We start from the raw sequence: 24,183 nt of genomic DNA on the forward strand, positions 1-24,183 counted from the left end.
CAGGTGCCGTGATGTCCCGCGGCGACGGCCCGCTGGAGGAGTTGCCCAAGTTCGCCGACGGAAGCGTCCCTGAGCAGCTCGCGCCCGAGCGAGCCCGACCCGAGCAACTGCTGTACGTCGATCGGATCCTGCGCATCACCTGCACCGTGACGCCGGCCTCGTCGGTGATCTGGCTCGCCGGCGAGATCGACGCCACCAACTGCCGGGCCATGCTGTCCATCCTGACCCAGGCCCGCCGCATCGACGAGCGGCTCATCCTCGACCTCGGCGCCGTCACCTTCGCCGACATCTCCGCCATCAAGGCGCTGACCGCCTTCACCGCCGATCGCACGCTCCATGTCCGCAACACACCACGGCAGATGGCCAGGCTGATGAGCCTGCTGAACCTTCCCCCCTTCGACTGACCCGCGTCATGACTCACCGCCCTCGCGGCGCGGGAGGACGAACGTCGCCGCCCACGTCTGAGCACGCCTGAGCGGGCGCGTAGCCCCTTCCTGGGCATTTGAGAAAGTCATTCGTGTTCGGGGTGACGGCATGACGACGTAGCCGGTCTCGCCAGGAGTCGTCGGCGATGGCCCAGGGCGCGGACGGCGTGAGGGCGCTCGCAGGGGTAGGGGCCGCCGGTGGCCGTTCCCCGATGGGTCGTGACGCTCTCGACGCTCATCGCCCTGACCGGCTGCTCCGGTCCCAGCGACGCCGACATGGTGTACTGCTTCGCTCCCCAGCGCCAGGCCGGGATGATCTCCGCGATCAGGGTGTTCGAGCCCTCGGTCGCCTCAGCGCAGGGCATCCTGCTGGAAGGCGGCACCCCGGTCAGCCTGCAGACCTGGCGCGCCAAGCATCCGGCGGCCTTCGACCGGGCCTGCGCGGCGCTCAGCGCGAACGCCGCGCGTAGCGGGCCCTCGCTGCCGGCGATGGCGCTGTCCGGCCTGGCCGGCGCGGCGATCACCCTGTTGGCCTCCTGGCTGTGGCGCAGGCAATCCTTCCACCGCGAACGCCCCTGACGGTCGCCGTTCGGTCCCCTTACCAGGAGCGCTCAGCTGAGCCGCGCCGCCCCACCCGCAGTACGGCCAAGCCACGCTACTGGCTGGGAGCCGACCCGGACGAGGCCCGAGATCCGGCTTCTTGACGGGAGCGGAGGGATCGCGCCGCCACGATGAACGATCAACCGGAGTGTGCGGGCGCCCTCTCGTGCTCACGTCACGGCACCGGAAGCTTTTCCCCCGGCCGCCGGCGAGCAGGACGACGAGCCGCCTGCAGACCGGCCACACTGAGTGTTGAGAATCGATCGTTTCGGACAGCGGCCGAGGGCATCTCAGGACACCACCGATCCCCGAAGACCGCGCTCCGGCGCGCCGTGCATCACGCAGGGCGCCCGCTTGGACCGGTCCATATGCGAGTCCGCCGAACCCGGCCTAGCATCCCCCGGGTCAGAGGCCGCCGTCGCGAAGCCAAGGCCACGGACCGCGGCGGCGGCCCATTGCCCATCCGGCAAGTCAGAGGAGCAACGTGACGATTCTGGTGACGGGCGCGACCGGCAACATCGGCCGTCGCGTGGTGGACGGGCTGGTGGGGGCCGGCCAGCGGGTACGCGCCATGGTGCGCGACCCGCGGGCGGCCCACCTCCCCGATGGGGTGGAGCTGGTCCGCGGCGATTTCGAGCGGCCGGAGACCTGGCCGGATGTGCTGGACGGTGTCGAGCGGCTCTACCTGTTCCCGTTCGCCTACCACGTGCCCGAATCCGCCGACCTCGGCTTCGTCGAGCGGGCCTCGGCGGCCGGCGTACGCAGGTTCGTGGTCCACTCGGCCGCGGCGGCCGGGTTCGCCCCGTCCGACGACCCGAGCGCGCTGGGGCGGCACCTGGAGGAGGAGCGGGCTGCCCATCGCGGGCTGGAGCTGATGGTCGAGGCCACCGGCAAGGAGTGGACCCATGTGCGTCCCGGCCTGCTCGCCGTCAATGCCCTCGGCTGGGCGGAGCGGATCCGCACCGAGCGCACGGTACGCGAGCCGTACGGCCGGTCCGGTTACCCCCTGGTCCACGAGGCGGACGTGGCCGAGGTAGCGGTGGCCGCGCTGCTGACGGACGACCACCTCGGCGCGGCGTACACGATCACGGGCCCCGCCAAGGTCACCCAGACCGAGCAGGCGGCGGCGATCGGCGCCGCCATCGGGGCGGACGTCCGCTTCGAGGAGCTGACCCCGGCGCAGGCCCGCGCTCAGTGGCTCGCGGACGGCTGCCCACCGGACGTCGCCGACTGGCTGATCGAGCTGCTGGCCGATGCGCTCGACGGGCCCGGCGCGCTGCCGCCGACCGGCACGTACGAGGAGCTCACCGGCCGCCCGCCGCGCGCGTTCACCCGGTGGGCCCGCGACCACGCGGCGGACTTCATGGAGGTGGCATGACGATTCTGGTCCCGGGGAGCGGCTGTACCTGTCCCCCGTGCCCCGGACGGTTTCCGAGGTCGTCGCGCAGGCGGTCACCCAGCTCACCCACGAGGCCGGCGTCGCCGCCACGGCCATTGATCGAGGACGGCCACGCGAGCCAGACTGACGGAAGGGCCGGAGGCGCTCATCCTCGTTGAGCGGTGGGGGCGATCAGCAAGGCGATCGGAGAGCTGGTGCGGTTCGAGGAGCAGGTTCCGGCGGCGACGCGGGAGCAGTGCGGGACGGATATCCGGCCGAGGTGGGTGCGACGCCACAGATCAGACAGCGGACGTGACCAAGCTCCACCCGGCGACCACCACAAGCCCCGCCGCCGTCAAGCGCGCAAGAGCGCCTGTCAGCAGCCAACCTGACCGCGACCAACGAGCCATCACCGAATGAGAGGGAATCACCCGTGACCACCGACGACTCCCAGGCTGCCACCAAGCTCCGGGCGACCATGGTGAGCGAGCTGCACGATCTGGGAGCCATTCGGTCGGAGTCGGTGGCAGCGGCCGTCGCCACCGTGCCTCGGCATCTGTTCGCGCCGGGTGCGCCGCTGGAGGACGCCTACGCCGCCGACAACCCTCTGGTGATCAAACGCGACGTGAACGGCAAGGCCCTGAGCTCCATGTCGGCCGCCCACATCCAGGTCGTGATGCTGGAGCAGGCCGGCATCGAAGCCGGCATGCGGGTGCTGGAGATCGGGTCTGGCGGCTACAACGCCGCTCTGCTGGCCGAGATCGTCGGTGAGCAGGGTCGCGTCACCACCGTGGACATCGATCCGGAGATCGTCGAGCGTGCCGGCGCTTGCCTGCGCTCGACAGGCTACGACCACATCGACGTGGTCCTGGCCGACGCCGAGGAAGGCGTGCCCGCGAACGCCCCGTACGACCGGATCATCGTCACGGCCGGGGCGTGGGACATCCCGCCCGCGTGGCTGGAGCAGCTCAGTCCGGACGGCCGCATCGTCGTCCCGCTGCGGCTGAAAGGGGTGACCCGCACGATCGCGTTCTACTGCGACGGCGAGGGCGGTCTGATCAGCCGCAGCTACGGCCCGTGCGGCTTCGTGCCGTTTCAGGGCGCCGGCTCAACCGGCCGAGGGGCACCCGTTCTGATGCGCGGCGGCAGCTTCGCCTACCGGACGAGCCGGGAGAACGAGGAGACGGGCGGATACGAGACCGGTGTCATCGCGCACGGGCCTTCGGCCGAGCAGATCGCCGACCGCTACGTGGAGTCGCTGCGGCGCTGGGCGCGAGAGCACCACCGTCGCGGCGCCGCGACCATCCGCTACCTCCCGAAGTCCGCAGCCGTCCCGGCACCGTCCAGCGGGTTGATCATCAAGAGGCACGGAGCCGTTGTTGTCTCCTGGCCATAGAGACCACCGCGCTTCCCGCCGGTCGAGCCGATCAGCAGGGGGAAACCGGCAGGACCCCACCCTCACAAAGGTTCCCTCCGTCATGTTGATGAGGGCGTTTTGGATGGATTCGTTCAGATCTGTTGTCGGCCGGGTCAGGCGTCGCTCGGACCCGGCCGCCAGCCGACGCTCTGAGCCCACGTGTCGGCGCGCCGCACGATGTCCCAGACGAAGGGCTCCTTGGCAGAGACATACTGTTCCCTGTCATCGCGGAACTGTCGCGCACATCGTCGCTTCGCCTGCGCGAACTCGGCCGCGGTGGCTGGGTGGGCGCGCAGGTAGTCGCGGAACAGTAGGGGCAACTGCTGGGAGAAGCTGCCGAGCTCGCGCACGTGAATGTGGGTGCGGCGGCCGCCTGGCGCCTCGCGGAAGTATCGTTTGGTCAGTTCGGGGTTGTCCGCTCGATACACCAGGCCGAGCCGCTCCAGCGGAGCCCTGTAGGCATCCAACGGCTCCAGCGAGCGTACCGAGATCTGGATGTCGATGACCGACTTGGCGGCCAGACCGGGCACCGACGTCGAGCCGATGTGATCGACCCGCAGTGCGCCCTCACCGAGCACCCCGCGCAAAGCTGTCCCGATCGCGGCGAACTCCGTCTGCCAAACCGGTTCATAGTCCATGATCTCGATTAGATCCCCCATATCCTGATTGTCCACGGTGTCAGGCCACCTTCGCGCAGAGAAGATCATGATCCGGCAACGGTCTCGGTGCCGGCGTTTCGAGATAGGCGGCGAACGCCCTCCGTGGACATCCAGTACGGCCTTCGGGGAGGATCGGACCGGACTTCGGCGCCATGCAGCCGCCCGAGGAAGCCGGCCCCGGTCAGGCTCCCCTGCCCGGAGCGCGCGCTTGACCGCGGTCATCGCGGGTGGAGTCGCGCACGACCAGGCGCCACTCGATCAGGCCGGTCTCATTCGCCGCTTCCCCGCCGAGGACCAGTTGCGCGCAGCGAGCTCCCCGGGCAGGTTGTGCGCGACGGTCGTCAGCGACGGCGGGGCGCGGCCTCGTATTCACGACCCCGAACTGATCCTGGACACCGCGGAGCGGCTGGTGGCCGGCTCGGGGCCTGATGGGGTCACCATCCGGGGCCTGGCGGCGGCTACGGGCATGTCGAATGGGGCGATCTATCACTCGTTCGAGTCTTTGCCCGCGCTGCTGGGGCGGGTCTGGCTGCGAGCGGCGAACGATTTCCTCGACCTACAGTCCACGCTGGTTCAGCAGGCCTTGAATACCGGGGGGCAGCCGGCCACGGCGATGGTGGAGGCGGTTGTCGCGGCGGCCGACGCGCCTGCCGTCTTCGCGCTGCGCCGTCCTGCGGCGGCCCGGATGCTGATGGGCGTGCGCCGTGAGCAGCTTCTGGGGCCTGATCTGCCCGACCAACTGGCCGCCGACCTGTTCGCGCTCGACCGGCGGCTGCTGGCCCTGCTCTCGCACCTCATCCAGGGCAAGCTCACCCCGGCCGCCGCCATCGCCTCCATGGCCACCGGCCACCGGTTCAGCGCCCCCGAAGCCCGCGACCTGGGCCTGGTCGACGACGTCGCCGAGCTCGACCGGCGCATCGCCACCGCCGACGGCCGCGTCCGGCCCCTGGCCGGCAAGGACCGCACCACCCTGGCCGCGATCAAGACCACCATGTTCGCCTCCGCCCTGGCCGCACTGCGCGACACCCAGCCGGCGCCAGCGACCGCCTGACCCATCGGGCCCGACTGCTGACCTCAGGGCGGACCTGCCTCGATGCTGCGAGCGCGGCGGGCGGCGACCATGCCCGGCGCCTACCGCCATCACGACAGGTTCGGGGTCACCAGGGGATGACGCCGTCGTCCTCGAAGAACGAACCGGTCGGGCCGCCGTCGGGCAGGGCGGCGAGCCGGATCGCCGTGGCTGCGCCCTGCTCAGGGGTGCGGGGTCCGTGGAAACCGGTGAAGTCGGTCGCGACCAGGCCTGGGCAGGCGGCGTTGATCAGGATGTTCGTTCCGGCGAACTGCCGGGCGTACTGCACGGTGACGGCGTTGAGGAACGACTTCGACGGCGAGTAGGCCGCCATGATGGGGCCGATCTCGATGTCCGGGTCCGCCTGCCGGGTCAGGGAGGCGACGGCACTGGAGACGTTGACGATGCGTGGCGACGCCGAGCGCCGCAGCAGCGGCAGCATCGCGTTGGTCACCCGGATGACACCGATGACGTTGGTCTCCACGACCGTGCGGACCATGTCGAGGTCGAGCGTGGTCGGGTCCTGCGCCCACCCCGGCCCCGTCTCTCCTGAGATACCGGCGTTGTTCACCAGGACGTCCAGGCGCCCGGCCTGCCGTTCGATCAGGTCCGCGGCATCGGTGACGCTCTGGTCGCTGGTCACCTCCAGCGGCACCCCGAATGCGTCCACCCCGGCGGCGCGCAGCTTCTCAACGGCGCTCTCGCGCCGGGCCTCGTCGCGGGCTCCCACGCCCACCCGGTACCCGAGGGCGCCCAGCCCGGCCGCGATCTCGTACCCGATTCCCTTGTTCGCGCCGGTCACCAGCGCGATCTTCGTTTCGCTCATGCCGTCGATCTTCGCTCGCGGCCGAGCGGCGCCTCCAACACCGATACAGTGCCCTGTCATACCTGGTAGGTATCAGTGAAGTACGGTGTGGCCGTGGACACCTTGGAGACCCGCGAGTTGAGGTACTTCACGGCTGTCGCCGAGGAACTGCACTTCGGCCGCGCCGCCGAGCGCCTCGGCATGGCCCAGCCACCGCTGTCCCGGGCGATCCAGCAGCTCGAGCGGCGCCTCGGCGTCTCCCTGCTGAAACGTAACCGCCGCGGTGTCTCCCTGACCGGCGCCGGAGAGGTACTGCTGCAGGAGGGCCGCGCAGCCCTCGACGCGATCACCGCCGCCGCTCGCCGCACCCGTCGCGCCGGTGGCGCCGACAGACCAGGTGAACCCCGCCACCGCCTGGTGCTGGCGGTGAAGGCCGCCGCCTTTCACGAACTGCTGCAGAAGCTCCTCGACGCCTACGCGGCCGAGCCAGACGCCGCCGAGGTCGAGGTGCTACCGAGCGGCACGTGCGAGCAGGAAGAAATGCTGCGCGATGGCCGCGCTGATGTGGCGCTCATGCACGCGCCGTTCAACTCCCTCGCCGGGTTCGACAGCGAGGAGCTGATGACCGAAGGGCAGATCGCGATCCTGCCTGCCGGGCACCCCCTCGCCGCGCACAAGACTCTGTCCCTGGCCGACGTCAGCGACATCCCCGATCTTCCGCTCGCCCGCTGGTCCCGCCACGGCACGTATCCACCCGGCCCAGGCCCCGAGATCCACGACCAGACGCAGCTGGCCCAGCTGATCGCCCTCGGACGCACCGTAGCCGTCTTCCCCGACTCCGCCCGCGCCTGGCTATGGGCCGAGCACGCCGCCGTCCCCTTGACCGACGCACCCCCCGTCGTCACCCACATCGCCTGGCCCGCGCACAGCCGCTCCCTCGCCCTCGCCGGGCTGATCCGCACGGCGACACAGCTCTGACGCTCTCCTGACCCGCCTGACTCAAGCGCGAGGCCGGACGCGAGACGAACTCCCGCCTGGTGATCGCCGATGCCGCCGACTGAGAGCATCCCCGCCGGCCCGGCCGTGGCCACCGATCCCACGGGCGCCAACCCTGAGCGAGGGGGTCAGTGCTCGGCGAAGAACTCCAGCACCGCCGGGCCAATCTGTTCGCCGGCCGCAATCGCACCGCCGTGCGCATGGCCGGCGATCTCAGGGAAGCGGCCCTGCGGCATCACCGCCGCCGCCAGGCGTCCCCCGCGCGGCGGGAACAGCAGGTCATGCTCCAGTGCCAGCACCGGCACCGGGACGCCGATACGCGGCCAGCGGGCGGCGTGATCGACATCCAGCATCCACTCGATCCAAGCCAGGTGCTGGCCGCGATCGCCCGGCGTATCCCACGTCGTGCCCGACAACAGCTCCACCCACTGCCCGACCAGCGCATCGTCATCCCGCAACTGCTCGGCAGGCAGCGCGTTCAACAGGTTCTCGGCGATGAAGAACTCCTGGGGCACCGGCCCGGCAGCGAACAGGGCCCGCATCGCCGAAAACCATGCTCGCTGATAGGCGGTGGCAGGTCCGGCGCTGGCCAGCAGCACCGCCGAGCGCACCAGTTCCGGCCGTTCGGCGGCCAGGTACTCCACCACGAATCCGCCCTGCGACAGCCCCATCATCCGAGCCTGCGCCCAGCCCAGATGCGCCATCACCCCGGCCGCGTCGGCGGCCAGGTCGGCGATCGCGTACCCGCCCAGCGGCGCCGAGGACTCCCCGGTGCCGCGCGGGTCCACGGCCGCCACCTGGTAGCCCGCCTCTACCAGGGCGGGCAGCTGCATCATCGTCCACACCCCGCGCGGCATGCTGGTGCCTCCCAGCAGCAGCACCGGCTCACCATCGGCAGGGCCGTGCAGCTCGTACCCGGCTGCCACCCCTTCGACCTCCGCGACCGCCACGTTCCTTCTCCCTCACCGTCAGGACAGCACCACCTGTGGTGATCAACGACACTCGCACGGCGATCGTTTCCCAGCCAGCGACCGGCAGCGCGGAGAGCACTGCTGGGCCTGTACCTCTCACTCCAGCGGCGGCCGGCGGCGCAGCACCGCCCACGCCCCATTCCGCGCGACTTTCCATGCCCTCCCCATCACTCAGCGCAGCGGCGATGTCCGCCGCGGGCACGTCCACCGCACGCAGGGCCGGCGGGTGCGCCGGCGAAGGGTCAGCGGTGGCGGCTCGTCGCCGTCCTGGTGGCCTGCGGTTGAGCCGCAAAGGTGGCGGCGACCGTTGCGGCGTCCTCGCCAACCCAGCCAAGCAGGGCGGACCCGCGGTTACGCTGGAAGGGCAGGCCGAGGTACGTCAGGCCAGGTACCGGGCTGATGCCGCCGGTGTGGAGGGGGAGCCCGCCGGCCAGCGCGCCGGGGATGTGCATCCAGCGGTAGTCGGGACGGTAGCCGGTCGCCCAGATCACGGCCGACGGGGCGATGGTTTCTCCGGTGTCGCTGCGAAGCCGCGTGCCGTCGGCTGCGGTGATGCGGTCGACGATGCGGACGCCCAGGCGGCGCAGGCCGCGTGGTCCCATGCCGATGAGGGGGTCGCGGTTGCGGACGAGGTGGCCGAGGCGGCCGGTGACCGGTGCGCGGACCAGGCCGAGAGCCTGAAGCCAGGTGAAGACGTCGGTGCCGCCGATGCGCTGGGGCAGCACGGGTTGCCGTTTGCCGAGGGCGAGGGTCACCGGGCGGGTCGCGGCCAGTTCGGCGGCGATCTGCACGCCGGAGTTGCCTCCGCCGACGACCAGCACGGGCCCGTCGGGCAGGTGTTCGGGGTTGCGGTAGGCAGCGCTGTGCAGCGAGACGATCTCGGGCGGGATCGGCAGGTCGGGGATATGAGGCTGCTGGAACGGGCCGGTGGCGACCACGACCCCGTCGCCGGTGAAGGTGCCGTGGCTGGTGATCGCCTCGAAGCCTTCGTCCGGGGTCAGACGCAGCTGGGTCACGGTGGTGGCGAGGTGGACGGGCAACTGGAAGCGGGTCGCGTACGCCTGCAGGTAGTCGGCCACCTCGTCCTTGCCCGGGTAACGGTTGTCCGGGCCCGGGAAGGGCATGCCGGGCAGCGCGCTCAGGCGGGCGGGGGTGAACAGGCGCAGAGAGTCCCAGCGGCGTCGCCAGGACTCACCGAGCCGGGGGTGGGCGTCCAGCAGAAGCACGTCATGTCCGGCCAGGCGCAGCGCGCGGCCTGCCGCGAGCCCGGCCTGACCGGCGCCGATCACGATAATCACGAGGTCAAGCCTGCCTACTGGAGCGGCGGCGGGGCTTGAACGAACCTGCTAAGACAGCCACCGCACGCCGTCGGCCAGGGCTGAGGGGGCGTCGCCCATCATGCGGCGCACGGTGCGGGTCAGGTGGGCGGCGTCGGCGAACCCGGCCGTGTGCGCGGCCTCGGTCAGCGAGGCGCCCTCCGACAGCGCCGCCAGGGCCGCGCGCAGGCGTGCCCAAAGCACATACGGCCGAAACGGCAGGCCGAACTCGCCGGTGAACAGGTGGGACAGCCTGCTCTCCGACAGGTGCACGCCGGTCGCGACGTCGCCGAGCCGCACCTGGGCGGGCAGCATTCTTTCGATGATCTGCGCTGCTTCGGTCAGCACGGGATGGCCTGGCCTTGGTGGTGCCGCCCCGGTCACGGTGGTGACCAGCGCGTGCAGCGAGGGCAGGTCACGCTGGGCGGGCACGTCCAGATCGATGTGCCAGGCGGCGGCCGAGCCGGTTCGCGTCCGGTCGAGTGCCGGCCCGGCATGGGCCGCCGGGTCGATCAGGGCGAGCAGCGCGTCGGCCGAGCCGCGGACGATCGCGTGCGGGGTGTTGGCCGGAATGAGTGCTGCTGTCATGGCGTGCTCGGCGCCGTCGGCGCCGGCCAGGATGAGATCGTCCCCGATCAGGAGTTGCACGGCGTGGTGGGAGTGCAGGCTGCCCGCGCCGATATGGCCGCCGTAGTACAGCCGGCCCGGCTTGATCGTCACCCAGCCTCGCCACCGGGGCGTGGGCAGCGGCATCAGCGCCTCCTTTGGAAGCTCAGGAGAAGACCGGGGAGAAACGGATGGGGGTAACGCCGCGCACGCGCCCGCAGAAAGGTCGGCTGAGCATGCAAGCCGTCCACCTCCAAGTGATCCACAAGCGGCAGCGCGCACAGTACGTGCCATGCATGCCAAGAAAATCACGCGGTCGGCGGTGCTGCTCGCCCTGGTGGCGGCCCTGGCCCTCCCGGCGGGTCAGGCGCAGGCAGCCACGCCCACCCCGAAGAACACCGACTTCAACGGCGACGGCTACAACGACCTGGCCCTCGGCAGCCCGAACTACGCCGGCGAGGACGGAAGCTGGAACAGGGGTCTGGTCACGGTCCTGTACGGCGGCCCGGACGGGTTCGACGGCCACTGGAGCCGCAGGCCCCCGGTCGGCTGTACGGCCCCGAACGGGCGCCGCTGCTACTTGTGGGGTCGGCAGGTGTCCGCGGGTGACCTCGACGCCGACGGCAGGACCGACCTGCTCTTCGCCGCCGATGACGGCATGCGCGTCCAATCCTGGACGCCCCAGGGAGTCACCGAGATCGAGTACCACGGCAATAATCCCACCCTCAACCCCGTGGGGGTGACGCTGGGTCAGTTCGACGACCAGCCGGGAGGCGACATCGTCGGCGCATGGGATAACGGCAACCATCAGTCCGTTGTCGGCGGCTGGTACAACAGGGACGCATCGACGATCACCCGGGGGTTCGGCTTCCCCGACAGCGATGTCTCGGTCAAGTCGGCCGCCACCGGGGACGTCGACGGCGACGGCAAGCTGGAGATGTCGGTCATCGCCAGCAGGCGCTACAACGGCAAGGAATCCGCCTACCTGTGGCTCATCGACGACCCCAAGCAACAACCGCTGAGCATCAGCGACAAGGCCTGGGGCTGGGAGGCCCTCTGCAAACCGGACACCAGGAACTTCCTGGGCTGCCCGCGACTCGACTCCCGGGTGGCGATGGGCGACGTCGACGGCAACGGCCATCTCGACGTGGTCATGACCACCCCGAGCACCCGCTCCCTGCAGGTCTGGTACGGCTCGGCCTCCGGTCCTGCCAGCCATCCCGGTTTCTCCGCACACGACCTTGACTGGTTCGACCCCGACCCTCTGGTCGGCCGCGGCCTGGCGGTGGGCGACGTCAACGGTGACGGCGCTGCCGAAATCGCCATCGGCACTCCCAACGCCACCGTTTCCGGCCAATTCAGAGCGGGCGCGATCGTGCTGATCCCCGGTTCCGCAGGCCCCACCCGCGGCCCGGTGCTCGCGAACGCCCAGCTCATCACCCAGGACGGCATCGGCCCCGTCTCGGCGCCGAACCCCACGCCTGCCGCGGCCGCGCTCGCCGACCCGATCGGTGAGCAGTCCGAGGCCGGTGACCGCTTCGGCGAGGAGATCAGGATCATCGACATCACCGGTGACGGCAAGGGCGAGGTCATCATCGGCGTCCCCGACAAGAACGGCAAAGCCGGCATGCTGGCCGTCCTGCGCGGCTCGGCCACCGGCGTCTCGACCACCGCCGCACAGGTGGTCCACCCCCGCCAGTTGGGCCTCGCACCGGGCTACATCACGTTCGGCATGGTCATGACGCCTTGAGAACCGGCGATGTCCACGAGCCCTTCCTGGGCCACGACGGATATGCAGGTTACCTGCGCGAAGCGCGGTAAGCACGCGGTTGCCGACGCGCTGGAACCGCATCGGCCGCGGCCCGGGCGTCAGAGACAGGCATCCGCACTAAACGATCAGTTCTGTCGATGATGTCGAGGGCGGGGTGTCGGCTTCGAGCACCGACTGACCGTCCGGGTCGGCGGTGCGCCCGCCCGCGGAGGATTCGTGGGCCGGCGCGGCGGCTGGTTCGGTGCCGCTGGACAGGTCGTGTTGGGCGAACATGTCGATGAGCAGCCTGATGGGCAGGTTCGCCTCGGCTGGATGGCGGAAGTGCTGGTCGGGGTTGACCCGATAGTGGTTGCGGCGGCCCACCTTCTCACGGGTGACGTAGCCGGTCTGGTGCAGGTCGGACACGATGCCTTGGACGGCGCGTTCGGTGATGCCGATGCCGGCGGCGATGTCGCGCAGCCGTGCGTGTGGGTTTCGGGCTATCTCCATCAGGACGCGTGCGTGGTGGGTCAGGAAGGTCCAGGCGGACCGGTCGTCAGAGCTGCTCACTTTCCGTCTTTCCGGCCAGAGGTCGGGAGGCCCGTGCATTCGGGCCGGGCATGGAACCGCTTCTATCATGAGAGCCACACCGGAAGAAGGTTTCCGGTATGCGGCTTCTTCTATTACGCTGTGGCGCGAACATCAACTGCACAGCAGTGTCGGGAGGTCTTCGATGGCTGCCATTACACACCAGTGCGCTGGTATCGCCGCGCAACTCCCGTCAGCGCAGACCCCGACAGCACAAACCTCGACAGTGCAGGCGAGGGCCCTGGACCGGCCGCCCCTTGCCACGTCGCGCGTCCGGTACCGCCCTCGCACCCCGGCCCCCATGACCTCCTACGGTGACAGCCCCGCCAGCACGCCCGAGCCCGGGTCCTGCGAGTACGTCGTGGCGGTGCTCTACCTCGATGACCACTTGCGCATCACCTACACCCCGCGACCATCCTCGGCCGCCGTCCGCCTGATCGGCGAACTCGACGCGGCCAACCACCGGGCAGCGGCTGACACTCTTCGCCGTGCCGGCCGAGACGACGACCCGCTCGTCATCGACTGTGAACACCTTGACTTCGTCGACGTGGCCGGCCTGCGCATGTTGATCGACCTATGCCGCGACGGCCGGGCCCGTATCGCCAACCCTCCGGCCCAGTTGCTGCGGCTGCTGCACCTGGTCGGCCTTGCCCTGCCCTGACCACGGCCGGCCGTGCTGCTTCTGCAGGATCGGATCGGTCGCCGCCGTCTGATGTGTGACACCTGGTTCGTGGCCGGCGTCGACCCGGCCACCGCCGGCTGGAGACGCGCCGCCCGACTTCATCGTCCGGGTCGAGGTGTCAGCCCCCATCGGCCGTCTCCAGGCCGGTGACAAGGCTTTGCCTGTTTCCAGTCCAGCCACTCCTCTAGGCTTCCCTCTCGTGTCCCGACGATCATGGATGCTCTGGGCCGCGGCCATGCTGACCGCGCTCGCCCCCAGCCTCTACTTCTGGGTCTCGTCGCTGCTGTCCGGAGACGACGGCGCCCGGTACTACGCGCACATGTTCTCGTGGCGGTGTACGGGTGCGCAGATCCACTCCATGATCCCCCACCTGGTCGTGGCCATGGCGCGGCTCATGGTGGATCGCCTGGAGCGCCAGCAGCTGCACATCGGCCAGCCGCTCACCTCGTAGCCGATGGGGCCGATGGCATGCTCTGCGAGCCGGTCGAGCAGTTCGGCCTCGGCCCGGTCGCTTTGCGGCTGCCATCAGGGTGGGGGTCTGGGACGTGTCCACGAGGACGACGGTCACCCATGTCGCTCGAGCCCCGAATGCCCGCCGCGTGGCCAGGGCCGCCACAGCCCGCTCATCCGTCCTGGTCCAGGGCGGATGCCGCCTCGGCCACTGTGGCGTAGCAACCGAAGACCCGATCCAGGCCGGTGAGGCTGAGAACCTGTGTGACCCGGTCGTGCACGCCGGCCAGCACCAGCGGCCTGCCGTCCGCCGCCAGGCGATGCCGGGCGCTGATCAGCGCGCTCAGTCCGGTGGAGTCGCAGAAGGTCAGCTCCGACAGGTCCGCGATCACACCCGACGGGTGCGGCGCCGTCTCGGTCAGCACCTGGGCGAACGCGTCTTCGGCCAGCGGCTGGGTGTGCAGGTCCAGCTCACCCTTCAGGGCCACCACGACAGCCGAGCGATCGCGGCGCACGGTGACGCGCAGCAACTCCCCCGGTCCACCCCCCAGGCCCACGATCACCACCCCCTCCCAGGCACTGCCCTGGCACGAGCAGGAAGAACGCACCCTTGTGTACTGGGTCATGCTCCTCCAAGGCCGGAAGGCGAAGTCCCGGACACCGCCCCCGGCCGCCGTTTCATGCCCGCAGCGGCTACGGCCTGTGGCTCATGGGTCGGCTGTGCGACGAACTCGTCGTCGCCCAGGGCGCCGGCCGCTTCTCCGTCCGCCTGCGTATGCACACCGGCGACGACTCCGACCTACCGGCTGATCACCACCATCCGCGAGCGCGGCCGGGCCCTACTCGGTGGCGAAGGCGTCGGCGAGCGCGTCCTGCACGCTGGCGTAGATCGACAGATGGGACTCCAGGCTGGCGATGTGCAGCAGTCGGGCCGGACCGGGCCGCAGCGCCGCCAGGCGCAGGCTGCCGCCGTGCTGGGCGCTGTAGGAGTGGGTGGTGAGCATCACCCGTAGTCCGCTGCTGTCCATGAAGGACAGCTCGGTCAGGTCGAGCACCACATGCTCTTCTGGCCGACGGCGGACCTGGCGGATGAAGCCGTCCAACTGGCCGCTGGTGATCGTGTCCAGTTGCCCGGCCACGGTGATCAGCGTGACGCCGGGAAGGTGCTGGCAGCCGAGCACGAGAGCCTTCACCGCCCAACCATAACCCGGTGATCAAGAGCAGATGTCGAGGGTTGCGGGCCACTGGAGGCGTGCGCGCGAGACTCCCGCCGGCGGCCACCGATCTGGGGATCTCACAGCAGCAGGTGTACGTGCTGCTGCGCCGGCGTCCCTCCCCCGACGCGCGTAGTCGCGGGCCACCGCCCCGATAGCCACCGAGATGTCACCTAGGGACCGCGGGAGACGGTGTGGTGGACGTCGCGGTGACGATCAGCGGCGGCGCAGTGACGGGTCAAGCAGCGCGGGCGGGGTGTCGTTCATTTCGTGTACGGCGATCGCGACGATGGCGTCGTGTAGGTCGGCGGAGAGCGTGGTGTCCGCGGCGGCGAGTTGCGAGTGCAGGTGGTCCAGCGCGCGGGGGCCGATGAGCGCGCTGGTCACGGCGGGGTCGCTGTCACGAAGCCGAGCGCGATACTCGCGGGCGGCCCACTGGACCTGCACGATGCGGCAGGCGGGGAAGGTCGAGAAGTCGAAGTAGCGGATCTTTCCCGAGCGCGAACACCGAAATCTCTCGCTGCGTTCACCGCTGGCTCACCCCGTGAGACGGCCGATGGGGGTCGGCGTGTATGTGCGTACGCATCCCTTGCGGGTCGAACAGGATGAGAAGCTCGACAACGCCGCCGTCGGCACTGCCCAGCCAGTGCGGCAAGGACGTGTCGAACTCGGCTGCCTCACCGGCCGGCAACGTCAGGTCGCGCTCGCCGAGGATGAGCCGCAGGCGTCCGTTCAGCACGTACAGCCATTCGAAGCCGTCGTGGGTCTGCGGGGTCGGTACGGACGGTTCCAGCTGGGCAGGGATGATCATTTTGAACGCCTGTACCCCGCCCGGTCGCCGGGACAGCGGCACGAAGGTCATCCCGAACCTCCGGATCGGCGTGAGGTGGATCCGGGGGTCGCCGGTGCGCGGGGCGCCTACGAGGTCGTCCAGCGGAACGTTGTACGTGCGGGCCAGCGGCAGCAGCAACTCCAAGGTCGCGCGGCGCTGACCGCTCTCAAGGCGGGACAGGGTGCTCTCCGACACGCCGGTTGTCGTGGCGAGGTCGGCGAGGGTGATGCCGCGGTGACGACGCAGCGCACGAAGTCGCGGCCCCACTGCGGCGAGTACCTCGTCCATCTCATGTTCCACGGTGCCATCTTGCCAGAACCGCAAGATTTCGTGCCAGATCGGTGGGTGCCTGGCCAGACTGAGCGGACACCGACGGAAGGAGCCTCCATGAAGACCGGTGATGCGGTCATGTTCTGGGACGGCGTGTACGCGGCGCGACCGGCGGCCACCGATCCACGGCCGAATGTCCGTCTCACCGAGACGGTCACGGGCCTGCCGCCCGGCGACGCGCTGGACCTCGGATGCGGCGCCGGTGGTGACGCGCTGTGGCTCGCCGGACAGGGGTGGCACGTCACCGCCGCCGACATCTCGGCCGTGGCGGTCGAGCGGCTCGCGGCACTCGCCGACGCACACGGCCTGGGCGATCGCGTGACCGCCGTGCCGCACGACCTACGCAGCTCGTTCCCGCACGGTGAGTTCGACCTGATCTGCGCCCACTATCTGCACACGCCCTTCGACCTGGACAGAGCGGCCGTCCTGCGCTCGGCCGCGCACGCGTTGCGCCCGGATGGGCGCCTGCTGATCGTGGACCACGGTTCGACCGCGCCGTGGTCGTGGAACCAGGATCCCGACGTCCGGTATCCGAGCCCGCGGGAGGTGGCGGCGGGTATCGGTCTGGACGCGGCGACGTGGATGGTCGAGCGGGCCGACGCACCCCGCAGGATCGCGACCGGGCCGGGCGGGCGCACCGCCGAGGTCACCGACCACGTGCTGCTCATCCGCCGCAGCGCCTGACACGGCGAACAGCGCCGCCCCCCACCCCACGAAGAGAGGAGACCACTATGCCCAACACCGTGCGCCGCCGCCGCGACACTCCGCCGCCCCGGACCGGGAGCAGCGAGGCTGAGGTCCTGCGCGGATTCCTCGGCTACCTCCGCGCCTCGGCCGCCGCGAAGGTCGAGGGTGCGCCCGAACCGGCGGTGCGAACGGCCGCTGTGCCGTCGGGCACGAACCTGCTCGGCCTGCTCAACCACCTGACGTTCGTCGAACGCTCGATGTTCCTCGGGGACGACGTCACCGACTGGCAGGCGACCTTCCATGCCGCACCAGAGGACAGCGTGGCCGACGTCGTCGCCCGCTACCGCGAGACGGTCGAGCGTGCGAACGACGTGCTCGACGGGTGCACCGATCTCGGCGCGCCTGTCCCTCGATCGCGGCCGAACCGCCCCGCTCCCAGCGTCCGCTGGGCACTCACCCACATGATCGAGGAGACCGGCCGCCACGCGGGCCACGCGGACATCCTCCGCGAACTGATCGACGGCACGACCGGACGCTGATCCCACACCTTCTCCAGGACAGGAACACATGAAGACCGCAACCCCGCCGTTGTCGCGCCGCCTCCTCCGATCCGCGCGCACGGTGGCGACCGTCATGCTCACCCTTCTGCTCGCGATGGGCATCGCAGCCTGTTCCACGCCGACCGCGACGAACGTCGCCCCCTACGCCGTCGCCACCCAGGACGACCCGGAGTTCAAGAAAACCTTCCGACACGAGTTCGCCGATGTCGACGGCGTCCGCATGCACTACGTGACCGGCGGCAGCGGCACACCGGTGGTGCTGATCCACGGGTGGCCCCAGACCTGGTACGGCTGGTGGCCGATCATGCCGGCACTCGCCGAACACCACACCGTCTACGCTGTCGACCTTCCGGGACTGGGCGACAGCAACGGCTCACCGACCGGCTACGACAAGGCCACCCTGGCGCGGTACGTGCACACGTTGATCGCCGACCGGCTCAAGATCCGGGACGCCGCCGTCGTCGGCCACGATTTCGGCGCCGCAGTAGCATTCCAGTACGCCAGCCAATTCCCCGACGACACCGCACGCCTCGGCTACTTCGACCTGCCGCTGGCCGGGCCCGCGATCGATGCGTCCACGTACCGCTCACTGAGCTGGCACATCGCCTTCCACTCCCAGCGACGGGTCCCCGAGGCGGTCGTAGCCGACGACGTCCGCGAGTACCTGGCACTGTTCTACCCCCAGGTCTCCTTCGGCGGAACGGCGTTCGGTGGCACCTCAGACCGGTCCCCGTTCACCGACACCGAGATCAACGAGTACGCACGGACCTACAGCCGGCCGGAGGTCCTGTCTGGCGGCTTCGAGCTCTATCGCGCCCTCGACAAGGACGTCCGCGACACAGCGGCAGCGGCACCGGTACGTGTCCCGACGCTGCTCATGACCGCCCAGGGGCAGCTCGACGGGATCCGCTCCACCGTGGCCCCGCGCATGACCAAGATCGTACGCGCGGTGGACGTGCCGCACGCAGGGCACTGGCTCGTCGAGGAGAACCCCCGGTTCGTCACCGCGGAGCTGGTGCGTTTCCTTGACGGGAACAGTTAGCAGGGGGCGCCTTGCTGACTTCGACCTGCCTGCTGGTCTGGAGCAACCCAGAAGGCCAGTAGGGCTTGACCTTGCCCTCAAGGGCAAGGTTTAAGGTTTCCGCAGGTGAATGCAGATGAAGATCAGTGAACTCGCACGCAAGGCGGGAGTGAGCACCAAGGCGGTTCGCTACTACGAATCGTTGGGACTGGTCACCCCGGTCAGGCTCGACAACGGCTATCGCGACTACTCGGCGGACGACCTCCGGCGGGTCCGCGAGATCCGTGCGCTCACCCGGCTGGGCATCTCGGCGGACCGGACCCGGCCGTTCCTGGAATGCCTGGACGTCGGTCATGAGCACGCCGATGACTGTCCCTCGTCGCTGGCCGGGTATCGCGCCGCGATCGACGAGCTGACCATGAGGATCGACGCTCTCACCGAGCGCAGGACCGAACTGATCGCCCGGCTGCGAAGCGCCGCCGCCCGCAACTTCCCCATCTCCCCACGTGACCTGGAGCAGACAAAGATGGCCAATCTGCACGAACTCCCCACAGACCTCCCCGTTCCCCAGGACGACGGAGCCGCTCGTCACCTACCGGGGACGGCGTTGCCGGAGATCACGCTGCCCAGCACCGGCGGCGACCCGGTCCGGCTCCACGCCCTGGAAGAGGGCCGTCATGTCCTGTACGTCTTTCCGCTCATCGGCACCCCGGACGTCGACCTGCCCCAAGGCTGGGACAACATCCCCGGAGCCCGCGGCTGCACCCCCGAGGCCTGCGATTTCCGGGACCACTACGAGGATCTCACTGCCGCCGGCGCGGTCAGCGTGCACGGGATGTCCATCCAGACCACCGACTACCTGCAAGGAGTCGTGGATCGGCTACGGCTTCCCTACGCCATGCTCTCCGACGCCGAGTTCCGGCTCGCCAAGGCACTCCGGCTGCCGACCTTCCAGGCCGATGGAGAGCACTTCTACCGGCGGCTGACGCTCATCATCCGCGGCGGGAAGATCGAGCACGTCTTCTACCCGATCTTCCCACCGAACGAGCACGCCCAGCAGGTTCTCGCCTGGCTGAAGGACAACCCCGCCTGATCGGTTTCCGGCCCCACAGGATCGGTCGAGACAGCACCGTCAGCCAGAGCCGATCGGGGTCGGTGTGCGGGCGGCTGCCGCTCGTGCGCGACGCGCTAACCCGACAGCCGCGCCCGTGCGGCGCGTTCGGCGAGCTCGGCGAACTCCTCCCCGGTCGTGGCGAACCCCAAGGTGCCACGCTTCGGATCGGTGACCACGAAATGGAGCCAGGGTCCCGCGGCCGGGTGGAGAGCGGCCTTGAGCGCGGCCTCACCGGGGTTGGAGATGGGCCCCGGAGGCAGACCGCGATGGCGGTAGGTGTTGTACGGCGAACGCACCTTCAGGTCCTCGGTCGTGATGTCGCCGCGGTACCTGCCGAGGCCGTAGAGGACGGTGCTGTCGAGCTGCAGCAGCATGCCGCGGGCCAGGCGGTTGTGGATGACGCGGGCCACCTTCGGCATGTCGGCCTCGGTGGGCGATTCGGCCTGGACGAGGCTGGCGATGATGACGACGTCCAAGGGGGCGCGTCGGGAGGCCAGGCCGAGCTCGTCCGCCGTCTCGCGGAACCGGGCCACCATCTCGGTCAGGATCGCGGCGGGGGTGGCGGAGTCGGCGAAACTGTACGTGCCGGGGTGGGCGAAGCCCTCCAGCCTGCCCTTGGCGTACGGAGGCAGGCCCAGTGCCCTGCCGTCCTCGGCGGCCCGCGCGAACGACTCCGCGGGCTCGCCGGTCGCGCGGGAGAGGTTGTCGAACAAGCGGGCGACCCGCCATCCCTCATTGATGGTCATCTTGTGCGTCCGCTCCGGCTCGGGACGCGCGGCCACGGGTGCCTCCGGGCGACCTGCCTCGGGCGAGAGGGTCCTGACGGCGATCGTGCCGCCCAAGGCCAGGGCGACGACGGTGACCGCGGCCGCCAGGGCGGCGCCCCTCCGGCGGGCAGGGCGGTTGGGGAGGAAGCGGGCCGGGGGCGGCGGCACCTGCTCGTCCGCCATGTCGGCGAGGGTCTCACGCAGCAGGTTCTCGACGTTCAACGGAACTCCCTCACAGTGCTCAGTTCGGGGGCGGACTTCTTCAGCCGCTCCAGCGATCGGTAGATCTGGCTGCGGACCGAGCCCACCCGCACGCCCAGCAGGCGCGCGATCTCGGTCTCCGACTTGTCCTCGAAGTAGCGCAGGACGAGCATGGTCCGCTGCCGGGGCGTCAGCCGGGACAGCGCCGCCCGCATCGTCACGCGCAGGTCCGCGGCCTCGGCGTGCCCGTCGCCGGCCCGGTCGAGCCGCTCGTCCGTGCTCACCTCCACGACCCGCGACCGGCGGCGCCACCGGCTCACCTGCTCGTGGTACATGGTGCGGCGGACGTATCCCTCGATGGCCTCGGCGTCGCGCAGGCCGCGCCACCGCGCGGCCGTCTTCGCCAGGGCCGACTGGACGAGGTCCTCGGCGGCGTGCCGGTCGCCGGTCAGCAGGTACGCCGTGCGGAACAGCGCACTCGACCTGTCGATGACGAACTGCCGCAGAGCCGCCTCAAAGCCTGGATCCACCCGTCCTCCTCTTGATGTCACCCACCAAGGACGAGCGGGCGCCACGGAACTATGCCGGGTGCCGGAAAATGTCAGGCGCCCCGGCGCCTGCGCGGCCCTGCCCGAGCAGAACCCTCACGGTCGGAGACCGAAATCAACCCAGCACGGACAGAACGCCCCGGCTGTGCCGAAGAGGAGATCTGAGCCTTCACCCGCGCCTCGCCCTGCGGTGGCGACCAGGCCTTCGAGGTGGAGATCCAGGTGGAAACCTGTGCACCGGGTGGGCTTAGCGTCAACCGAAGCCGAGAACGTCGTCCACGTGACCACGTTCATGGCCGTTCCCGAAGGAGCGGCGGTTCGGGAAGGGGTTCCATCATGCCCAAATACCTCATTCAGGCGAGCTACACCGTGGACGGCCTCAAGGGGGTGCTCCGGGAAGGAGGCACCGGACGGCGCCAGGCGGTGGAGCGCATGGCCGAGAGTCTCGGGGGCCGCGTCGAGCAGATGTACTACGCGTTCGGCGAGAGCGACGTCTACGTCGTCGTCGACCTGCCCGGCAACGTCGCTTCGGCCGCGTTGGGTCTCAGGGTGTCGGCGGCCGGCGGAGCACGCACGAAGACGGTCGTCCTCCTGACGTCGGAGGAGATCGACGAGGCCGTCAGGCAGGAGGTGGAGTACCGGGCTCCCGGAACCTGACGACGGCAGCCCGCCGAGGCGGGCGGCGATCAACCCTGCGGAGCGATCTCGATGGCGGCCTCCTTCTGGCCGGCGAACTCCAGCAGCCGCCTGGCCTCCGCCATGACCTCGTCGGGCAGCGCGCCGAAGGGCTGGATCCGCAGACCCGTCCTGGTCAGCCACCACATCCCGGCGACGAAGCCGTCGACCAGGATCACCGGGTGGGTCACCGAGCCCACGCACACCTGCCTGCGGTGCTCGTCGGCCATCAGCCTGGTGCGGTCGTCGTAGGCGAGCACGAGATTGTCGAAGGAGGGCAGCAGCCGCACCGGCGCGGGCGTGTCCTCGTCGGCGAGCTCGGCGTCGGGCAGGTCGTACAGGACGCGCCCCTCCTCGTCGGTGTAGCGGCGCAGCGGCATTCCCTCGACGACCTCGCGCAGCCTGCTCAGCCCCGACCACATCTGGACGTCCTTGACGCCGGCGGGGCCGAAGGCGGCAAGGTACCGCTCGACCAGCCGTTCGGGCGAGAGCGTGGTCTCCAGCGGCCTGCCGATCCACTCCTCGGCCAGGGTGAACGGCGTGGCCCCTCCCCTGCCCCAGATGCCGTTGGGCGGGGTGTGCACCACCGCCAGCAACGACTGGGCCAGCCAGCCGAGCGCGAGCGCGTCCGCCTCGGGCCAGCGCTCTGCCAGCAGGTCGCGCAGCTGCGGGCGGGTCAGCGTGCGGCCGGTCAGGTGCCGCCTGGCCAGCGCCGCCAGCTCGTCCCTGTCCACGCCCTCGGTCACCTTGGCGAAGGCGCTCTGGCTCGCCCTGCTGAACCTGGCCTGCATGAGGGGGCGCACCCACACGTAGTCGTCGGCGGCGGTCAGGTGCTGGGTGGCGCGCAGCAGGGAGCCGCGCACGACCTGCCCGCCGTACAGCAGGTCGGACAGGTCGTCGTGGGCGAAGCCCGACAGCCGCGACCACAGCCCGAGGTAGGGCGCGTTGATCTCCTGGCCCTGCACCGCGACCAGCCTGCGGATCGCCTCGATCGGCGACATCGTGGAGCGGCGCAGCAGGAGCTGCCGGTGGAGTGCGGTGTGATTGAGAGTCCTGCGCGTCAGCTTCATGAGACCAACGCTACGGCCCAATGCGGAAGGCTTCGTTCCGCAATTCGTCGAGCGCGTCGCGAAGCCTGCCGGTGATCTCCCACGCGTCGGGGATCATGGTGCGGTCGGTGACGACGCCGACGTCCAGCGAGCCGTCGTAGGAGAAGCAGGTGATGTTCACGCCGCCGCTCACGTCGGTGATCACCGACACCGGGTAGTGCGTCAGCAGCCTGGCCCCGCACACGTAGAGCGGGAACTGCGGGCCCGGCACGTTGGAGATGGCCACGTTGATGGGCGGCGAGGTCTGCCCCACCAGGCCGAAGGCCGAACGCGAGGCCAGGCCCATCAGCGCGGCGGGCATCGACTCGCTGAACTCCCTCAGCCAGCGGGCGGGGGCCAGCGAGAACCTGTCCTTGATGCGCTGCATGGAGACGCGCACCTCCTCCAGGCGCTGGACCGGGTCCTCGACGTGGACGGCGAGCGGCGCGGTCATGATCGTGACCTGGTTGCCCCTGCGCGCCTCCCCCACCTCGCGCACCGAGAACGGCACGCCCGCCACCAGCGGCCGGTCGGGCACCCCGCCGTGCGCGGCCAGCCACTGGCGCAGCGCTCCCGCGCACACCGTCATGACCACGTCGTTGACCGTCACCCCGAACGCCTTGCGGACCTCCTTGATCTCCTCCAGCGGAAGCGACACGAAGGCGAAGCGCCGGTGCGCGGAGATGGGGCCGCTGAAGGGGGTGCGCGGCGCGGGCAGCGCGGGCAGTCCGGGCGCGTCGCCCGCGCCCGCCACCCTGCGCGCCAGCCCCGAGACCAGCTCTACGCCAGGCACCTTCGACACCACGGGGATCTCGTCCAGGTGCGGCACCGCCCTGGCCGCGAACCGTACCGCCTGGGCGGGGTTGGCGGCCAGCCTGGTCAGCGCCCTGCCCACCATCGCGGTCCTGCTCGGGGCCGGCTCGTCCGGCTCGGGCTCGCCCTCGGGCGGCGGCGCGGGTGTGGGCGACAGGTCGAGCAGCGCCGCCAGCACGTCCGCGCCGCCGACCCCGTCGACCGCAGCGTGATGGATCTTGGTGTAGAGGCCCATGCGGCCGTCGCCCAGGCCGTGGATCAGGTAGATCTCCCACAGCGGCCTGCCTCTGTCGAGCCTGCGCGCGTGCAGGCGCGAGACCTGCTCGGCCAGCTGTCTGTCGTCGCCTGGCGGCGGCAGCCCGATCTCCCTCACGTGGTAGTCGAGGTCGAGGTCGTCCTCCCTGATCCAGTAGGGGTGGTCGAGACCCAAGGGCACGGGGGCCAGCTTGCGCCGTAGCGCGGCCACGTGCGGCAGGCGCTGTTCCAGCAGCGCCTGCAGGTCCGATCTGTTGAGGTCGCCGTCGAGGATGGCCAGGCCGGCGATGTTGGCCACGTTGGTCGCCGTCTCGAAGTGGAGGAACTGGGCGTCTAGAGCGGTCAGCTGCGCCATGACAGGAAATT

Annotated in this window: 28 protein-coding genes; 14 read left to right on the plus strand and 14 right to left on the minus strand. The window is 70.2% G+C overall.

Annotated features, from left to right (window positions below):
* Positions 1 to 11: 11 nt before the first annotated feature.
* The 4 genes from FHR33_RS43410 to fxlM all read left to right on the plus strand — a co-directional run bounded on the left by FHR33_RS43410 (position 12) and on the right by fxlM (position 3,799).
* Positions 12 to 404 (plus strand): STAS domain-containing protein, encoded by a 393-nt coding sequence (locus FHR33_RS43410; RefSeq protein WP_183660930.1) that lies wholly within the window; start codon positions 12 to 14, stop codon positions 402 to 404.
* 219 nt (positions 405 to 623) lie between these two features.
* Entirely contained in the window at positions 624 to 1,004 is a 381-nt protein-coding gene (locus FHR33_RS43415; protein WP_183660932.1) for a hypothetical protein, read from the plus strand.
* A gap of 505 nt (positions 1,005 to 1,509) precedes the next feature.
* Positions 1,510 to 2,403 (plus strand): NAD(P)H-binding protein, encoded by an 894-nt coding sequence (locus tag FHR33_RS43420; RefSeq protein ID WP_312896042.1) that lies wholly within the window; start codon positions 1,510 to 1,512, stop codon positions 2,401 to 2,403.
* A 433-nt stretch (positions 2,404 to 2,836) separates the two neighbouring features.
* A complete protein-coding gene (gene fxlM / locus FHR33_RS43425) occupies positions 2,837 to 3,799 on the plus strand; it encodes a methyltransferase, FxLD system (RefSeq protein ID WP_312896043.1) in 963 nt (320 codons plus the stop codon).
* Between the two features lie 134 nt (positions 3,800 to 3,933).
* Here fxlM and FHR33_RS43430 read toward each other — a convergent pair whose 3' ends face one another.
* The gene (locus FHR33_RS43430) at positions 3,934 to 4,494 is read right to left on the minus strand and encodes a GrpB family protein (RefSeq protein ID WP_221242535.1); all 561 of its coding nucleotides are present in this window, start codon (positions 4,492 to 4,494) and stop codon (positions 3,934 to 3,936) included.
* Positions 4,495 to 4,687: 193 nt separating this feature from the next.
* Here FHR33_RS43430 and FHR33_RS43435 point away from each other — a divergent pair, with 193 nt between their 5' ends.
* Positions 4,688 to 5,530 (plus strand): helix-turn-helix domain-containing protein, encoded by an 843-nt coding sequence (locus FHR33_RS43435; protein ID WP_246453699.1) that lies wholly within the window; start codon positions 4,688 to 4,690, stop codon positions 5,528 to 5,530.
* Positions 5,531 to 5,636: 106 nt separating this feature from the next.
* On the opposite strand, the gene FHR33_RS43440 is transcribed toward FHR33_RS43435, so the two are convergent.
* Positions 5,637 to 6,374 carry an SDR family oxidoreductase gene (locus FHR33_RS43440; RefSeq protein WP_183660934.1) on the minus strand — a complete coding sequence of 246 codons (738 nt, stop codon included), beginning with the start codon at positions 6,372 to 6,374 and terminating at the stop codon, positions 5,637 to 5,639.
* A gap of 93 nt (positions 6,375 to 6,467) precedes the next feature.
* Between FHR33_RS43440 and FHR33_RS43445 the strand changes: the two genes are divergently transcribed.
* Positions 6,468 to 7,331 carry a LysR family transcriptional regulator gene (locus FHR33_RS43445; RefSeq protein WP_183660936.1) on the plus strand — a complete coding sequence of 288 codons (864 nt, stop codon included), beginning with the start codon at positions 6,468 to 6,470 and terminating at the stop codon, positions 7,329 to 7,331.
* Positions 7,332 to 7,477: 146 nt separating this feature from the next.
* On the opposite strand, the gene FHR33_RS43450 is transcribed toward FHR33_RS43445, so the two are convergent.
* From FHR33_RS43450 to FHR33_RS43460, 3 genes are all read right to left on the minus strand, one after another.
* Positions 7,478 to 8,299, minus strand: a complete 822-nt coding sequence (locus tag FHR33_RS43450) for an alpha/beta fold hydrolase (protein ID WP_183660938.1) — start codon at positions 8,297 to 8,299, stop codon at positions 7,478 to 7,480.
* A gap of 263 nt (positions 8,300 to 8,562) precedes the next feature.
* A complete protein-coding gene (locus tag FHR33_RS43455) occupies positions 8,563 to 9,618 on the minus strand; it encodes a flavin-containing monooxygenase (protein WP_183660939.1) in 1,056 nt (351 codons plus the stop codon).
* A gap of 48 nt (positions 9,619 to 9,666) precedes the next feature.
* Positions 9,667 to 10,389: a helix-turn-helix domain-containing protein gene (locus FHR33_RS43460; protein ID WP_183660940.1), complete on the minus strand. Its 723-nt coding sequence runs from the start codon at positions 10,387 to 10,389 to the stop codon at positions 9,667 to 9,669.
* Between the two features lie 145 nt (positions 10,390 to 10,534).
* Between FHR33_RS43460 and FHR33_RS43465 the strand changes: the two genes are divergently transcribed.
* Complete coding sequence (locus FHR33_RS43465; protein WP_183660941.1) at positions 10,535 to 11,992, plus strand: FG-GAP repeat domain-containing protein; 1,458 nt, start codon at positions 10,535 to 10,537, stop codon at positions 11,990 to 11,992.
* Positions 11,993 to 12,130: 138 nt separating this feature from the next.
* Here the strand turns inward: FHR33_RS43465 and FHR33_RS43470 are convergent, their stop codons facing one another.
* On the minus strand, positions 12,131 to 12,562 hold the full coding sequence (locus FHR33_RS43470) for a helix-turn-helix transcriptional regulator (protein WP_312896044.1): 432 nt from the start codon (positions 12,560 to 12,562) through the stop codon (positions 12,131 to 12,133).
* Positions 12,563 to 12,881: 319 nt separating this feature from the next.
* Between FHR33_RS43470 and FHR33_RS43475 the strand changes: the two genes are divergently transcribed.
* Both FHR33_RS43475 and FHR33_RS43480 read left to right on the plus strand, forming a co-directional pair.
* Positions 12,882 to 13,241 (plus strand): STAS domain-containing protein, encoded by a 360-nt coding sequence (locus FHR33_RS43475; RefSeq protein WP_183660943.1) that lies wholly within the window; start codon positions 12,882 to 12,884, stop codon positions 13,239 to 13,241.
* A gap of 220 nt (positions 13,242 to 13,461) precedes the next feature.
* Entirely contained in the window at positions 13,462 to 13,713 is a 252-nt protein-coding gene (locus FHR33_RS43480; RefSeq protein ID WP_183660944.1) for a hypothetical protein, read from the plus strand.
* A gap of 172 nt (positions 13,714 to 13,885) precedes the next feature.
* On the opposite strand, the gene FHR33_RS43485 is transcribed toward FHR33_RS43480, so the two are convergent.
* The 4 genes from FHR33_RS43485 to FHR33_RS43500 all read right to left on the minus strand — a co-directional run bounded on the left by FHR33_RS43485 (position 13,886) and on the right by FHR33_RS43500 (position 16,046).
* Positions 13,886 to 14,338, minus strand: coding sequence for an STAS domain-containing protein (locus FHR33_RS43485; RefSeq protein ID WP_183660946.1), 453 nt, complete (start codon positions 14,336 to 14,338; stop codon positions 13,886 to 13,888).
* A 213-nt stretch (positions 14,339 to 14,551) separates the two neighbouring features.
* Entirely contained in the window at positions 14,552 to 14,905 is a 354-nt protein-coding gene (locus tag FHR33_RS43490) for an STAS domain-containing protein (RefSeq protein ID WP_183660948.1), read from the minus strand.
* Between the two features lie 237 nt (positions 14,906 to 15,142).
* Positions 15,143 to 15,373 (minus strand): hypothetical protein, encoded by a 231-nt coding sequence (locus FHR33_RS43495; protein ID WP_221242536.1) that lies wholly within the window; start codon positions 15,371 to 15,373, stop codon positions 15,143 to 15,145.
* Between the two features lie 79 nt (positions 15,374 to 15,452).
* Positions 15,453 to 16,046: a helix-turn-helix domain-containing protein gene (locus FHR33_RS43500; protein WP_221242537.1), complete on the minus strand. Its 594-nt coding sequence runs from the start codon at positions 16,044 to 16,046 to the stop codon at positions 15,453 to 15,455.
* 99 nt (positions 16,047 to 16,145) lie between these two features.
* On the opposite strand from FHR33_RS43500, the gene FHR33_RS43505 reads away from it, so the two are divergent.
* From FHR33_RS43505 to FHR33_RS43520, 4 genes are all read left to right on the plus strand, one after another.
* Positions 16,146 to 16,772, plus strand: coding sequence for an SAM-dependent methyltransferase (locus tag FHR33_RS43505; RefSeq protein WP_183660950.1), 627 nt, complete (start codon positions 16,146 to 16,148; stop codon positions 16,770 to 16,772).
* Between the two features lie 47 nt (positions 16,773 to 16,819).
* Positions 16,820 to 17,314 carry a DinB family protein gene (locus FHR33_RS43510; RefSeq protein WP_183660952.1) on the plus strand — a complete coding sequence of 165 codons (495 nt, stop codon included), beginning with the start codon at positions 16,820 to 16,822 and terminating at the stop codon, positions 17,312 to 17,314.
* Between the two features lie 28 nt (positions 17,315 to 17,342).
* Positions 17,343 to 18,377: an alpha/beta fold hydrolase gene (locus FHR33_RS43515; RefSeq protein WP_183660954.1), complete on the plus strand. Its 1,035-nt coding sequence runs from the start codon at positions 17,343 to 17,345 to the stop codon at positions 18,375 to 18,377.
* Between the two features lie 115 nt (positions 18,378 to 18,492).
* Complete coding sequence (locus tag FHR33_RS43520; protein ID WP_183660956.1) at positions 18,493 to 19,449, plus strand: MerR family transcriptional regulator; 957 nt, start codon at positions 18,493 to 18,495, stop codon at positions 19,447 to 19,449.
* 95 nt (positions 19,450 to 19,544) lie between these two features.
* Here the strand turns inward: FHR33_RS43520 and mltG are convergent, their stop codons facing one another.
* Both mltG and FHR33_RS43530 read right to left on the minus strand, forming a co-directional pair.
* On the minus strand, positions 19,545 to 20,459 hold the full coding sequence (gene mltG, locus FHR33_RS43525) for an endolytic transglycosylase MltG (protein ID WP_183660957.1): 915 nt from the start codon (positions 20,457 to 20,459) through the stop codon (positions 19,545 to 19,547).
* On the minus strand, positions 20,456 to 20,968 hold the full coding sequence (locus tag FHR33_RS43530; RefSeq protein WP_183660958.1) for a SigE family RNA polymerase sigma factor: 513 nt from the start codon (positions 20,966 to 20,968) through the stop codon (positions 20,456 to 20,458). Before FHR33_RS43530 ends, mltG begins: the two co-directional genes overlap by 4 nt.
* A 354-nt stretch (positions 20,969 to 21,322) precedes the next feature.
* Between FHR33_RS43530 and FHR33_RS43535 the strand changes: the two genes are divergently transcribed.
* Positions 21,323 to 21,643 carry a GYD domain-containing protein gene (locus FHR33_RS43535; protein WP_183660960.1) on the plus strand — a complete coding sequence of 107 codons (321 nt, stop codon included), beginning with the start codon at positions 21,323 to 21,325 and terminating at the stop codon, positions 21,641 to 21,643.
* Positions 21,644 to 21,672: 29 nt separating this feature from the next.
* Here FHR33_RS43535 and FHR33_RS43540 read toward each other — a convergent pair whose 3' ends face one another.
* Both FHR33_RS43540 and FHR33_RS43545 read right to left on the minus strand, forming a co-directional pair.
* The gene (locus FHR33_RS43540) at positions 21,673 to 22,731 is read right to left on the minus strand and encodes a winged helix DNA-binding domain-containing protein (RefSeq protein WP_183660962.1); all 1,059 of its coding nucleotides are present in this window, start codon (positions 22,729 to 22,731) and stop codon (positions 21,673 to 21,675) included.
* 10 nt (positions 22,732 to 22,741) lie between these two features.
* Positions 22,742 to 24,172 (minus strand): WS/DGAT/MGAT family O-acyltransferase, encoded by a 1,431-nt coding sequence (locus FHR33_RS43545; protein WP_183660964.1) that lies wholly within the window; start codon positions 24,170 to 24,172, stop codon positions 22,742 to 22,744.
* Positions 24,173 to 24,183: the final 11 nt, after the last annotated feature.

Origin of the sequence: Nonomuraea dietziae (assembly GCF_014195505.1) — a bacterium.
Lineage (GTDB): Bacteria > Actinomycetota > Actinomycetes > Streptosporangiales > Streptosporangiaceae > Nonomuraea > Nonomuraea roseola.

Excerpts from the sequence above, each read along its gene's own strand:
- FHR33_RS43410 (WP_183660930.1), top strand. The coding sequence starts at position 12 with ATGTCCCGCGGCGACGGCCCGCTGGAGGAGTTGCCCAAGTTCGCCGAC.
- FHR33_RS43440 (WP_183660934.1), bottom strand. The coding sequence starts at position 6,374 with ATGAGCGAAACGAAGATCGCGCTGGTGACCGGCGCGAACAAGGGAATC.
- FHR33_RS43460 (WP_183660940.1), bottom strand. The coding sequence starts at position 10,389 with ATGCCGCTGCCCACGCCCCGGTGGCGAGGCTGGGTGACGATCAAGCCG.
- FHR33_RS43465 (WP_183660941.1), top strand. The coding sequence starts at position 10,535 with ATGCATGCCAAGAAAATCACGCGGTCGGCGGTGCTGCTCGCCCTGGTG.
- FHR33_RS43475 (WP_183660943.1), top strand. The coding sequence starts at position 12,882 with ATGACCTCCTACGGTGACAGCCCCGCCAGCACGCCCGAGCCCGGGTCC.
- FHR33_RS43485 (WP_183660946.1), bottom strand. The coding sequence starts at position 14,338 with ATGACCCAGTACACAAGGGTGCGTTCTTCCTGCTCGTGCCAGGGCAGT.
- FHR33_RS43500 (WP_221242537.1), bottom strand. The coding sequence starts at position 16,046 with ATGGACGAGGTACTCGCCGCAGTGGGGCCGCGACTTCGTGCGCTGCGT.
- FHR33_RS43505 (WP_183660950.1), top strand. The coding sequence starts at position 16,146 with ATGAAGACCGGTGATGCGGTCATGTTCTGGGACGGCGTGTACGCGGCG.
- FHR33_RS43510 (WP_183660952.1), top strand. The coding sequence starts at position 16,820 with ATGCCCAACACCGTGCGCCGCCGCCGCGACACTCCGCCGCCCCGGACC.
- FHR33_RS43515 (WP_183660954.1), top strand. The coding sequence starts at position 17,343 with ATGAAGACCGCAACCCCGCCGTTGTCGCGCCGCCTCCTCCGATCCGCG.
- FHR33_RS43520 (WP_183660956.1), top strand. The coding sequence starts at position 18,493 with ATGAAGATCAGTGAACTCGCACGCAAGGCGGGAGTGAGCACCAAGGCG.
- FHR33_RS43535 (WP_183660960.1), top strand. The coding sequence starts at position 21,323 with ATGCCCAAATACCTCATTCAGGCGAGCTACACCGTGGACGGCCTCAAG.
- FHR33_RS43540 (WP_183660962.1), bottom strand. The coding sequence starts at position 22,731 with ATGAAGCTGACGCGCAGGACTCTCAATCACACCGCACTCCACCGGCAG.
- FHR33_RS43545 (WP_183660964.1), bottom strand. The coding sequence starts at position 24,172 with ATGGCGCAGCTGACCGCTCTAGACGCCCAGTTCCTCCACTTCGAGACG.